This window comes from Clostridium phoceensis (assembly GCF_001244495.1).
Taxonomy (GTDB): Bacteria; Bacillota; Clostridia; order Oscillospirales; family Oscillospiraceae; genus Lawsonibacter; species Lawsonibacter asaccharolyticus.
In genome coordinates this window covers 1-11711 of sequence record NZ_LN866272.1, presented here as the reverse complement: position 1 = coordinate 11711, position 11711 = coordinate 1, and the positions used below count along the sequence as shown (strand labels likewise).

Sequence of the window (11711 nt, the reverse complement as noted above, 5' to 3'; positions counted from 1 at the left end):
GGGGAAAAGCTGCGGCCCGACTTCGTCCCGGGCCCCCCCTCGGCGCCCGGGGGTTTTTTTGGGGGCCCCGGCTCCCGCCACGAGCGCGCCGCGGAGAGCGGCGCGGCCCACTTTATTGAGCACATGTCCTTCAAGGGGACCCAGCGGAGGGACGCTGGCGCTCTGGCCCGGGAGACCGACGCCATCGGCGGGCAGATCAACGCCTATACCACTAAGGAGCTCACCTGTTACTATGCCCGGTGTCTGGACAGCCACCTGCACCGGGCCATCGACCTGCTCAGCGACATGCTGTTCCACTCCCGCTTTGCTCAGGGGGACGTAGAGCTGGAGCGCGGGGTCATTCTGGAGGAGATCGGGATGTATGAGGATACCCCGGAGGACCTGGCCGCGGAGCGGCTGGCCGCCGCGGTCTACCAGGGTTCCCCGTTGTCCCGCCCCATCCTGGGGAAAGCCTCCACCCTGAACAAGATGACAGGGGAGAGCCTTCGGGCCTATCAGGAGGCCCACTACCGCCCCGGCAATCTGGTAACCGCCCTCACCGGCAGCTTCACCCCCCAGGCCGTGGAGGAGCTGCGCGCCATCCTCTCTGAGCTGGAGCCCGGCCACGTCCCCAGCTGCAAGGGGGCCCGCTACCGCCCCGCCTTCACCGTCCGGCGAAAGCCCACGGAGCAGAACCACCTGATCCTGGCCTTCCCCGCCTTCAGCTATCTGGACCCCCGCCGTTACCAGCTGCTGCTGCTCAACTCCATCCTGGGGGGCGGCGTCTCCTCCCGGCTGTTTCAGGAGCTGCGGGAGAAGCGGGGGCTGTGCTACACCACTTACTCCTATGTAGCCGACCACGCCGACACCGGCCTGCTGGGGGTGTACACCGCCCTCAGCCCCGAGCTGGAGGGGGAGGCGCTGGATGCCGCCTGCGCCCTGCTCCGGGAGCTGGCGGAGCACGGCCCCACCCAGGAGGAGCTGGAGCGGGCCCGGGAGCAGGCCAAGGCCAGCGTGCTCATGGGGCTGGAATCCATTCAGGCCCGCATGAGCCACCTGGGCACCTCCCAGCTGCTCTATGGCTCCGTGCTGGAGCAGGACGACATTCTGGATGCCTATGACGCGGTCACCGTTTCCCAGCTGCGGCAGCTGGCGGAGCAGATCTTTGACTTCTCCCAGCTCTCTCTGTCCGCGGTGGGCCGGGTGGCCCCGGCGGAGGAGTACGCCCAGCGGCTTTCCCGCTGACCCCCCAGTTCTGTCACAGACCAAAGCCCGGGGCGGCACTGATGTGCCGCCCCGGGCTTTTACGATTTTACCAGCTTTTCCGCCAGCTCTCCTTCCGCACCAGAAGGACAGCCGACAGGACCAGCATGGGCATCCCCGCCAGTATGCCGGTGACGGCAGGACCCCAGATCTGGCGCACTGCCCCTTCCGCCCCCCGGAACAGCAGAGCGACCTGTGCGGCGGCGTTGATCGTCCCGTGGGCCAGCGCCGCTGGCCAGAGGGAACCGCTCCTCTCCGACAGCCAGGCCAGGAAACTGCCTGCCGAGGTGGTAAAGAGGCACATCCCCAGAATCCCCAACCATGGGAAGCCGGGATAGCTGGTGCCATAGTTGTGTCCCATAAGATTGATCGGTGTGTGCCACAAACCCCAAATCGCGCCCACCAGCAGGCAGGCAGGGAGGGTGGACATCCTCTGCCGCAGGGCCGGATAGAGAAACCCCCGCCAGCCGATCTCCTCTCCTATGGCAAAGAACAGATTGATCACCGGACCGTAGACCAGTACCCCAAGCAGCAGGGATACCGCCGTGCCCCTAGAGATCCCCGCCTGTTCCATCATTGGCGCCAAGGCTGGAAGCGTGCTGTCAAAATCCCGGAGATATACGCCAAAATAGAGCAGCGCACCCAGGCCTGCGGCAGCCAGGGATAGGGCCCAGGCAGCCAGATACCACTTCCAGTTCCTTCTCAGGGCGGGCCGCAGGGAGAAAGACAGCACCGGTCTGCGCCTCCCCGCCAGCCACATCAGCCACACCGCCAAGGCAGGCGTCCACATCACCACCGTGTTGAGCAGCTGAGCAGTGACAGCGCCCGGGGGCATCATTCCACACATCAGCCAGATCCCCCACGCCGTCCCATAGGAGAGGAGCAGATATCCCCCCATCTCCCTGCCCCCGGGCCGATCGGTCATTTATACTTCACCGCCGTGCCGTAGGCAATGACCTCAGCTGCCCCCTGCATCACAGAGGAGGAGCCGTAGCGCACGTTGATGACCGCGTCGGCCCCCAGGGCCTCCGCCTCATCCACCATCCGCTTCACCGCGATCTGCCGGGCCTCGTTGAGCATCTCCGTATAGCCGGTGATCTCGCCGCCCACCAGCGTCTTCATACCCGCCATGAAGTCCTTTCCAAAATTCTTGGACTGCACCACAGTCCCCTTCACCATGCCCAGTGCCTCGATCTCTTTTCCAGGGATATATTCAATATTTACGAGCAGCATCCAGCTCTCCTCCTTCAATTTCTTTCATTCGTTGCTTCAGCACGATCCACACGGCTGGGATGGTCACCAGGTCGCCCACTGCCAGGATCAACAGGAGCAGCCGCAGCCAGTCCAGCCCCTCCAGTCCGGCCAGCTGGGATCTGCCCCACAGCAGGAGCAGTGCCATGGCCAGCTGGACCAGGGCAAAAAAGGCCGCGCCCTTCCTGGCGTCCTTCTTCTGGGCGCGCTGGCCCGGGTCAATATTTTTTGGCATCCTCTTCCTCCCCTCTTTTAATTTCCCTCAGCCGCTGGATCAGGGCGGCCAGCACTCCTCCCACCACCGCCAGCCCCACCACGCCGTACAGGGCCATGACGCCCACCGCGATGGTATCCGCCCCGCCTGCGCTGAGGAAGGCCCACAGCATGGTGCCTACCAGGATGAACACCACCAAAATGGTGCCCAGCGCCGCCAGGACCGGGGCCAGCCGGCTGGGTTTTCGGTCAGTATTGCTTCGCATCCTCCGCCTCTCCTTTCTCGATCTCCCGAAATCGCTGGATCATAGCCAGCAGGACCCCCAGGATCACCACGCCCGGGATAGCCACCAGCACCACCAGCAGGGGCAGCGGGGGCGCATCCTCCGCATCGATGGAGAAGCCCCACAGCATCAGGGCGATCAGCCCCCCCATCAGGAACACGGTGAGCAGCGTCACCACCACCGGGGCCACATATCGGATCCTGCGGGTGTCTCCCTGCTGGCGGTCCAGAAAGGTAGCCCCCTCCTGCTCCATCTGTTCCATCTCCCGGAGCAGTCCCCCCGCGTCCAGACTGTCCAACCGGACCTCCCGGTCCTTCAGCGCCTGACAGAACTGGACCGCCTGGTCCAGATTCTTCCGCTCCCGCTCCAGCGTGACCAGATGCCGGCGCATCCCGTCCCCCAGGGTCCGGCTGCCCGTCTGCATCTGCCGGATCTCCTCCAGGGGGACTCCCAGCTTTCTCAGCAGCTTGATCTGCCGCAGGAGCTCCACCTCCGGCTCGCCGTACTCCCGATAGCCGTTCTGGCTGTTCCGTCCCGGCTTCAGCAGCCCCTGCTCCTCATAGAAGCGGATGTTCTTCTTTGTGATGCCCACCAGGGCCTCGACTTCGTTGATCTTCATCGGTATCCCCCTCGCTCTGTGGTTAGGTTATACCCTCCAGCGAGGGGAAGGTCAAGCATTTTCCGTCATTTCATAAAGATTTTTTCTCTCTCTGCCGCCAGATCCACCGTGCCAGCACGGCCAGGGCCACAGCCCAAACCAGCGCCACCAGCTCCACCCCCGCCAGGGGCATATGGGCCGCGGCCAGGATGGCACAGGCGTCCACCCCCGCGTGGAGGGCGATGGCCGCGGGGAAGAGCCACAGGGACGCCCGGCGCTCCACAGCCCGCCAGACCAGCACCGACAGGGAGATGTGGATGGCAACGGCCACGATCCGCTCCAGCCCGCCCCACAGATAGGTGTGGGGCGGCGCGGCCACCGCAGCCGCCAGCGCCTGGGCCGCCGCGTCATCCAGCTGGCCCATGTGCTGCTCCAGCGTGCCTGTGTTCAGCCAGAAGGAGAGCAGCAGGTTGCTGACGTTGGTCAGCCCCACCAGCAGCACCGCCTCCATGCCGCCGTGGCCCGCCCCGTAGATCAGGGCGTCCTGGGGCGTGCCCCCCTTCCCGCTCCGCCTCAGCAGCTGAAAGGCGGCAAATCTCCCCGTCTCCTCAAACAGCCCCGCCATCAGGCCCCCATACAGTGCGTAGAGTCCCAGATCGCCCGTAATGACCCCGCCCGCAGGGCCGCCTAGGATGAGCTGGTGGGCTCTCTGCTCCAGCACCAGGGCAAATACCAGAAACACCGCCGCCCCCAGAAGAAAGGCCCGCCAGCGTCCGCCTCTCCGGCGGAAAAACAGCCCCAGTCCCAGGGGCAGGCCAAAGGCGATCAGCAGGGAGGCCGTCATGCAGGCCATGGCGGCCCCAGGCATCGTTCCGTATCCTTCCATTTTTATCCCTCCTTTTTCGACCGGCCCCGGCGTTTTGTCCCGGCCGGCTTTCGGGCCCACCCTACCCCTTTCCCCCGGTAGAAAGTCAAGGGTTTCTGCAAAAAAAGTTTCCTTCCCCCTGGTGGAAACTTGTGTTTCTGCCGGTTTTACCCCTGTTTTTCCCAAAAACGGGTGCCCCGGCGCGCTCTGCATTGAGATGCGGGCCCGGAGAGAAAAACAGCGGACGCCTGTCATGCGCCCGCCGTTCTCTATCCAGAACCTCGGCCCTGTACGCGCCGCGGTCCTTCCTGTTCTCTGTCAGCCCTTCTCTTTTACTTCCACCACCGTCAGCCGCTCTCCCCGCACCTGGAAACGGATCTCCCAGCCGGCGAACTCCATGCCGTAGATCCGCTCCGGGTCCCTCTGATAGGAGGGCCGGGGGTCCTGGGCCAGCACGCCCGCGGCCGCCTGCCGCCGGTCCTCCGGCAGCAGGGACAGCCACCGCTCCGGGAACTCCACTTCCAGCAGCCGGTCCGCCCCGGGTGCAAAGCCCCCTGTGGCCTCCGGCCGGCAGTCCCCGTAGGGGAGGTAGGGCTTGATGTCAAAGATGGGGGTCCCGTCCATCAGGTCCGCCCCCGCCACGTGGAGCACCGGGCCCTGGGGGGTATGGGGCTCCACCCGCTCCAGGCGGACGGAGGACAGCCCGACAGCGTTGGGCCGGAAGGGAGAGCGGGTGGCAAAGACCCCCATGCGGGTATTGCCTCCCAGCCGGGGCGGCCGCACCGTGGGGGACCAGTCCTCCCGCACCGCCTGGGAGAACTGCCAGATCAGCCAGATGTGAGAAAACCCCTCCAGCCCCCGCACCGCCTCCGGGCTGCGGAAGTCCGGCTCAAAGACCACTCTGGCCTTCAGCGCCTCCACCAGCCCGCTCTGGCGGGGTATCCCGAACTTGGACGGGAAATCACTGTGGATGCGGGCAATGATTTTCATAGGCACAGTCTCCATGGGCTCTCCTCCTGACAGGCATCTGTTTCGGGCCCCCGGGCCCCTGCTGCCCCTATTATAGCGGAGGGCAGGCCCACTGTCCATGCCCCTGTCACTCTTGTGGCAGGACATTTCGTTTCAGGCTGGTATAGGCCATCAAGATATAGAACAGGTAGATCAGGCAGAACAGCCCCAGCGCCAGGGCGGTGATGGCTGCGGGGTGATAGATCCCCGTCATGGTTCCCGGCTCCACCGCGCCGCCCAGGTTCAGGAGAAAGGGAACTGCAATGAGCGCCGGCGGAAGGGCAGGCATGGCGTAATAGATGGCAAACTGGCACCCCAGCGCCCGCCGCATCTCCCGCCGGTCCATGCCCAGCTTCCGCAGCAGGGCGAGCTGTCCCCGGTAGCGGTCTGTCTCGCTGAGCTGCTGGACTGTCAGGATGGTAGCGGCGGTCATGGTGAGGACCAGCGCCAGATAGTACAGGGGAAACACCACCATGGCGGACATGGAGGCCGCTTCTGTCTCCTGATCCGCCTTGGAGTAGAGGGTGTCGTAGAGGCCCTCGGCCGCGTCATAGCGGTCCCGGATGGCACAGAGCCCCGCAAACTGTTCCCCACTCACCGGTTCCTCTGTCATGGCGGCTATGGCGCCGTGGCTGACTGGACAGTTCCGGGCCAGCTCGTCGGGCACCACCAGCACAAAGCCGTGTCCATTGGCATCCCACAGATTCTGATTCAGCGGGCCTGTCTCTATCCCCGCCAGCTCCAGTGTCTGGCCGGAGATCCGGATGGGCTGCCGGTAGTCCGCCAGGGACGGTCCCAGATAGTCCTGGCAGTGGATCAGATACTCCCCAGTTTCCAGAGTCACTGCGGGCCACCCCTTCATGGCCCGGAGGGCGGCATAGTCGCTGAATGCCATCAGCATGTCCCGGCTGGAAAACTTGTGGTAGCTGGCGTGGTCCGCCAGATAGTCGGTGACCTGGGCGTCCTCCCCCTGATAGACCGCGTACCGCCGCACCGCTGTCACTGGAACAGAGCGGCGGATCTGGTCCTGATAGGCATCCAGATGAGCCTCGTTTTTCGTGCCGATGTACAGATCAAAGGCGGATGCCTTTTCCATCCGGCTCTGAAACATAGCGCTGAAGGTCATCCCGCTCCCCTCCACGATCAGGGTGGCGGTGAACAGCAGGGAGACCGTGGCCATGACGATCCCCATGGTGGCCAGCTTGGCGGTGAGAGTGCGGAAGACCAGCAGAGTCTGCCCAGCGTACTTTTTCGCCGGACGCCTTTCAAAAAAGGCGGGGACCCCTGAGGCAAAGCTGAGAAAGAACCCGTAGAGGAAGGCGATGACGCACCCCGTGCCCAGCAGGCTGGGGATCATCCCGCCCATCAGCAGCAGAAGGGTCCCCACTGCCCCCAGGATCACCGAGAGAACAAAGATCCGCCGGCGGCTCCGGCTTTTTTCGATGACTTCCTCCTCGTTCCGTCGGTCCAGGTAGATCAGCTCCCGGATCTTCATCCTTCGGATGCGCCTCCGGCCTTTCAAGAGAGCAAAGAGGTAGATGAACAGAAAATAGACCAGGGTCAGCCCCACCGCCGGGGGCGAGAACGCCAGGGAGACCCGGTAGGGCGCGCCGAACAGAGCCAGCATCACAGCCCTCAATGCCTGAAACAGCAGATCCCCCGCCGCCAGCCCCAGGAGCAGAGCCGCGCCGCCCACCGCCAGGTTTTCCAGAAAAAACAGCCGGGCCACCTGACGGTGCTCCAGCCCGATCAAAATATAGGTGCCCAGCTCCCGGCTGCGGCGGGAGAGCATGAAGCCGGTGGTATAGGAGACCAGCCAGCCGGTGATGAGCACTGCGGCCGCGCTGGCCAGGACGATCATCAGGGGCAGAGAAGCCAGTTTTTCCGACAGATCGGCGATCTCCCGGGAAAAGACCAGACCGTTGAAGGCATAGATCAGAGCGGCGGCCATCACAATGGTGACGAAATACACCAGATAGTCCCGTGCCTGCCGCCGGGCGTTGCGCCAGGAAAGCTTATATAACGTCACTGACATCACCCCCCAGCAGAGCCAGCACGTCCAGGACCTCATGGTAAAAAACCGGACGCCCCCGCTCCCCTCGGAGCAGTTCGTGGAACAGCCGGCCGTCCTTCAGAAAGAGGACCCGGGCGGCATAGCTGGCGCTGTATGCGTCATGGGTCACCATGAGGATGGTGGCCCCCATGTCCCGGTTCATCCTGGTCATGATCTCCAGCAGGTTTTTGGATGCCTTGGAGTCCAGCGCTCCGGTGGGCTCGTCGGCCAGCAGCAGGGACTGTCCGGCCACCATGGCCCGGGCGCAGGCCGCCCGCTGCTTCTGGCCGCCGGATACCTGATAGGGGAATTTCTCCAGCACGTCCATAATCTCCAGCCTGGCCGCCATCTCCCGCACCCGGCGCTGCACCGTCTCCGGGTCGGTGTGGTTCAGGCTGAGGGCCAGGCCGATGTTTTCCTCCAGTGTCAGGGTATCCAGCAGATTAAAGTCCTGGAACACAAAGCCCAGCCGCTCCCGGCGGAACCGGGCCAGCTCCCGGGGCGGGAGGGCGGCGATGCTCTCCCCGTCCAGCAGGATGTCCCCGGCGCTGACGGTGTCGATGGTGGAGATGCAGTTGAGCAGGGTGGTCTTCCCGCTGCCCGACGCCCCCATGATGGCAATAAATTCCCCGTCATCCACTTCAAAGCTGACCCGGTCCAGCGCCTTGGTCACATTGTTTTTGCTCCCGTAGTATTTTTCGATGTTCCGTACTTGCAGCATCTTGATCTCCTCCTTTGCTGTCCCTTACAGGATACTGCAAGACCGGCCCCACTGGTATCGGCTTTCTATGGCCTCAGCTTACAATTTTGAAAGGTTCTCCCGGGCCGGAAAGAGGAGGGTCATCCGGGTCCCCTTTCCCTCCTCCGAGGCGGCCCGCAGCTCGATCTCCAAGGCAGCCGCCAGCCTCCGGGCCAGATACAGCCCCATTCCGGTGGAGCCGCCCCGGCTGCGGCCGTTGCTGCCCGTAAAGCCCCGGTCAAAGATCCGGGGCAGCTCATGGGCGGGGATGCCGATACCGTTGTCCTCCACTGTCAGCTCTACCCGCCTCCCCAGTGCCCGGGCGGACAGGGTGACGACAGGCTGGGCGCTGCGGTAGCGGGCGGCGTTCTGGAGCAGCTGCCCCAGCAGGAAGCATACCCATTTCCCGTCGGTGTAGACCCTCTGATCCAGATCCCGGGTCTCCACCCGCACCCCGCTCTGGATCAGCAGGGCCCTGTGGCTCTGGAGGGCCTGGTCCGCCAGCTCCTCCAGGCTGGTCTCCCGGATCACCAGGTCCTTTTCCGGACTCTCCGCCCTGGCATAGAACAGGGCCCGCTCCACGTGGGCGTCGATCTGGGCCAGTTCCCGCTCCAGCCTGCGCCGGGTATCCGGCCCTACGGTCCTGGAGATCAATCGGGCCGCCGTGATGGGGGTCTTGATCTCGTGGACCCACTGTTCCACATACTCCCGATACTCCCGCTGGGCCGCCTGCGCCTCCGACACCGCGCCCACCATGGCCTGGCCCGACTGGTGCATCAGGGCGAACAGCTCCCGTTCCCAGAGCCCTTCCGGCTTTGGGGCACACTCAGCAAACAGCTGCTTCTGGTCCAGCCCCTCCATAATGGCCTTTAGCTCCGCCAAGCGGCGGCGGAGCCGGACGCACTCCCAGAGCTGCGCCAGCACAAAGACCAGGATCAGCCCCATCAGGAGCAGAGCCACCACGCCGGGCTGTGTCCCGGTGGCCAGCAGGAAGAGGGCGGAGGCCGCCGCGCACCCCCCCTGGAGCACAATCCGCCCCAGCCGGTCGGACAGAAAATCAGCGATCGTCATACTGATACCCCATTCCCCGCCGGGTCTTGATCTGCTCCGGCAGCCCCAGCTCCCCCAGCTTGTTCCGCAGCCGGGTCACATTGACACTGAGGGTGTTGTCATCGATATAGATCCTGCTGTCCCACAGCGCCTCGATCAGGTCTGCCCGGGACACGATCTCCCCGGCGTGGGCCATCAGGTGGGCCAGGATCTTCAGCTCGTTCCGGGTGAGCTCCGCGGTCCGTCCACTTGCCCACACGGTCCCCCTGGACAGGCTGAGCCGCACTCCCCCAGCCTCCAGGATGTCCGGCTCCGAGGGACCTCCGCTACGGCGCAGCACCGCCTTGATCCTGGCAAGCAGAATGGGGATGCTGTACGGCTTGGTGATGTAGTCGTCTCCGCCCAGGCTGAGCGCCCGCAGCTCGTCCGCCGCCGAGTTCCGGCTGGTCACCACCACGATGGGGACCGGGCATCGTCTCCGAAGCTCGGCGCACAGGGAGAAACCGTCCCGCCCGGGCAGTCCCAGATCCAGCAGGACCAGATCCGGCCCAAAGGTCCCCGCCTGCCCCGGCACGTCCCCAAAATCCGTCACCGCCAGAGCCTGATAGCCCTCATTCTCCAGCAGGAGGGCCAGCTCCTCCCGGATGGCTGGGTCATCCTCCACGATCATGATCTTCCGCATGGTCTCCGTCCCCCTCTACATCCCGTTTGGCGCTATTGTACCACGCCCAAGCCCGGGCGTCTACGCTGCTCCCTGGCATATTGCCGCCAAGTCAAGCCCTATCTTCCTTCTCTGAAGCCCCTTGCCCCTCCCTGCCGATTTCCTGTTTTCTAAAGCGCAGCCGGCAAAATATACTTTCTACGGGCTCCAGATTTTTTGTTTCTCGGCATTTTCACAAGAACTACTGCTTTCCCCTGTTTGTTTTCTTTTAAAAGACAATTGTCCCTCCTTGGATTACGATGGTAACATGTGCCTCTCTCATATGTGTCTATTTCCCAGTTTTTTACCAAAGCTTCCTTTATATTTCTTCAGTCTATCAGAAAAATAAATTTTACGTTCTGCACAGATTTCTTATTCATGAATAGGGTCACACAGACTCCCTCCCTTATTTTGTTAAATTTTAGTTTTGACTTCCCCCTTTTTTCATGGTATTTTGTTTTGCGTGCCTCCCAGACAAGATGCACTCTTTCAGATACTGGCAGACAATTACTTGATACAGGAAAGGATGACTCAAATTATGAATCCCCCTACTTCCTCTCTCAAAAAGGGCTCCAAAGAGTCCCTTACTTCTGTAAAGAGTGAGGAGCCTCCCAGTTCTCCGGCCACGACTCATATTTCCATTCAGGTCACCCATCGCTCCAGCAAGTCTGGCCGCAGCCACATTCTACCCCTTCTGCTCCTGATCATTGCGGCTGTCCTTCTTCTTTTCCTTCTGACCGTTTTTCCTGGTTCTGTTTCCGTGTTTTTTTCACTGAATACATAAAGGGTATCCTCTATTTGAGGACACCCTTCCGAAAATCCAAATTTTTACCCGAAAGACCGATTCGTAAAATAATTCCGGTCTTTCGGGTACATTAAACCACAAACCAAACCGCACTCCGCTGGAATAAGGAGGCGCAACGCCTGAGCACGCTCTCTAACTGATAAAACAAATCGGAGCAAGCTTTGTATCGCTTACTCCGATGTGGAGCTGCTACCCAGATTTGAACTGGGGACCTCATCCTTACCAAGGATGCGCTCTACCGACTGAGCTATAGCAGCATACGTTCCCCCAATGGGGGTTATATCAGCAACAGGTAAAACCTGACATTTTTAAATGGCGACTCGGAAGGGACTTGAACCCTCGACCTCCGGCGTGACAGGCCGGCGTTCTAACCAACTGAACTACCGAGCCATTTAATCAATATAAAAACAGATCACTCTGCAACTCTCTGGCAGGGGCAGAAGGAATCGAACCCTCGGCACGCGGTTTTGGAGACCGCTGCTCTACCTGCTGAGCTATACCCCTATATGGTGGGCCTTCACGGGCTCGAACCGTGGACCGGCCGGTTATGAGCCGGCTGCTCTAACCAACTGAGCTAAAGGCCCATTAACCGTTCACACGTTATTTTGAAATTACGGCTTGCCGTCACGAGCAAGTGGCGGCAAGCCGCATTTTTGGCTCCCCAAGTTGGACTCGAACCAACGACCCTGCGGTTAACAGCCGCATGCTCTACCGACTGAGCTATTGAGGAATGTGAAAGGGTCCGGCCCGGTTGGACCGGACCCTTGTGTAGGCACTACCTATTTTCCCAGCCCGTCTCCAGGCAAGTATCTTCGGCAGAAGCGAGCTTAACTTCCGTGTTCGGAATGGGAACGGGTGGACCCTCGCTCTAATCAGCACCTACTTTACTTTCTCCGAAAAGAA

Annotated in this window: 12 protein-coding genes, 5 tRNA genes and 1 rRNA gene; 1 reads left to right on the top strand and 17 read right to left on the bottom strand. The window is 62.4% G+C overall.

Annotation, left to right across the window (positions count from 1 at the left end; all coding sequences use genetic code 11):
• The coding region (locus BN1969_RS00230) for a M16 family metallopeptidase (protein ID WP_082203427.1) at positions 1-1224 on the top strand (1224 nt) is incomplete at its 5' end.
• Positions 1225-1291: 67 nt separating this feature from the next.
• On the opposite strand, the gene BN1969_RS00225 is transcribed toward BN1969_RS00230, so the two are convergent.
• The 17 genes from BN1969_RS00225 to rrf all read right to left on the bottom strand — a co-directional run bounded on the left by BN1969_RS00225 (position 1292) and on the right by rrf (position 11691).
• The gene (locus BN1969_RS00225; protein WP_082203426.1) at positions 1292-2167 is read right to left on the bottom strand and encodes a CPBP family intramembrane glutamic endopeptidase; all 876 of its coding nucleotides are present in this window, start codon (positions 2165-2167) and stop codon (positions 1292-1294) included.
• Positions 2164-2475: a YbjQ family protein gene (locus BN1969_RS00220; protein ID WP_050622452.1), complete on the bottom strand. Its 312-nt coding sequence runs from the start codon at positions 2473-2475 to the stop codon at positions 2164-2166. Before BN1969_RS00220 ends, BN1969_RS00225 begins: the two co-directional genes overlap by 4 nt.
• The gene (locus BN1969_RS00215; protein ID WP_050622451.1) at positions 2456-2728 is read right to left on the bottom strand and encodes a hypothetical protein; all 273 of its coding nucleotides are present in this window, start codon (positions 2726-2728) and stop codon (positions 2456-2458) included. The genes BN1969_RS00220 and BN1969_RS00215 overlap by 20 nt, the downstream gene beginning before the upstream one ends.
• A complete protein-coding gene (locus tag BN1969_RS00210) occupies positions 2712-2972 on the bottom strand; it encodes a hypothetical protein (protein ID WP_050622450.1) in 261 nt (86 codons plus the stop codon). The genes BN1969_RS00215 and BN1969_RS00210 overlap by 17 nt, the downstream gene beginning before the upstream one ends.
• Positions 2956-3609, bottom strand: coding sequence for a MerR family transcriptional regulator (locus tag BN1969_RS00205; RefSeq protein WP_050622449.1), 654 nt, complete (start codon positions 3607-3609; stop codon positions 2956-2958). The genes BN1969_RS00210 and BN1969_RS00205 overlap by 17 nt, the downstream gene beginning before the upstream one ends.
• Before the next feature lie 70 nt (positions 3610-3679).
• Positions 3680-4474: a YhfC family intramembrane metalloprotease gene (locus tag BN1969_RS00200; RefSeq protein WP_050622448.1), complete on the bottom strand. Its 795-nt coding sequence runs from the start codon at positions 4472-4474 to the stop codon at positions 3680-3682.
• Between the two features lie 297 nt (positions 4475-4771).
• Entirely contained in the window at positions 4772-5458 is a 687-nt protein-coding gene (tsaA, locus tag BN1969_RS00195; protein WP_050622447.1) for a tRNA (N6-threonylcarbamoyladenosine(37)-N6)-methyltransferase TrmO, read from the bottom strand.
• A gap of 91 nt (positions 5459-5549) precedes the next feature.
• On the bottom strand, positions 5550-7496 hold the full coding sequence (locus BN1969_RS00190; RefSeq protein WP_077138654.1) for an FtsX-like permease family protein: 1947 nt from the start codon (positions 7494-7496) through the stop codon (positions 5550-5552).
• Complete coding sequence (locus tag BN1969_RS00185; protein WP_050622445.1) at positions 7477-8235, bottom strand: ABC transporter ATP-binding protein; 759 nt, start codon at positions 8233-8235, stop codon at positions 7477-7479. The genes BN1969_RS00190 and BN1969_RS00185 overlap by 20 nt, the downstream gene beginning before the upstream one ends.
• 78 nt (positions 8236-8313) lie before the next feature.
• Complete coding sequence (locus BN1969_RS00180; protein WP_050622444.1) at positions 8314-9324, bottom strand: sensor histidine kinase; 1011 nt, start codon at positions 9322-9324, stop codon at positions 8314-8316.
• Complete coding sequence (locus BN1969_RS00175) at positions 9311-9985, bottom strand: response regulator transcription factor (RefSeq protein WP_050622443.1); 675 nt, start codon at positions 9983-9985, stop codon at positions 9311-9313. Before BN1969_RS00175 ends, BN1969_RS00180 begins: the two co-directional genes overlap by 14 nt.
• A 1004-nt stretch (positions 9986-10989) precedes the next feature.
• Positions 10990-11065 (bottom strand) — tRNA-Thr (locus BN1969_RS00170).
• A 56-nt stretch (positions 11066-11121) separates the two neighbouring features.
• Positions 11122-11198, bottom strand: a tRNA-Asp gene (locus BN1969_RS00165).
• A 38-nt stretch (positions 11199-11236) separates the two neighbouring features.
• A tRNA-Trp gene (locus tag BN1969_RS00160) sits at positions 11237-11312 on the bottom strand.
• Between the two features lie 3 nt (positions 11313-11315).
• Positions 11316-11392 (bottom strand) — tRNA-Ile (locus BN1969_RS00155).
• A gap of 70 nt (positions 11393-11462) precedes the next feature.
• Positions 11463-11538 (bottom strand) — tRNA-Asn (locus tag BN1969_RS00150).
• 37 nt (positions 11539-11575) lie between these two features.
• Positions 11576-11691 (bottom strand): 5S ribosomal RNA (gene rrf, locus BN1969_RS00145).
• Positions 11692-11711: the final 20 nt, after the last annotated feature.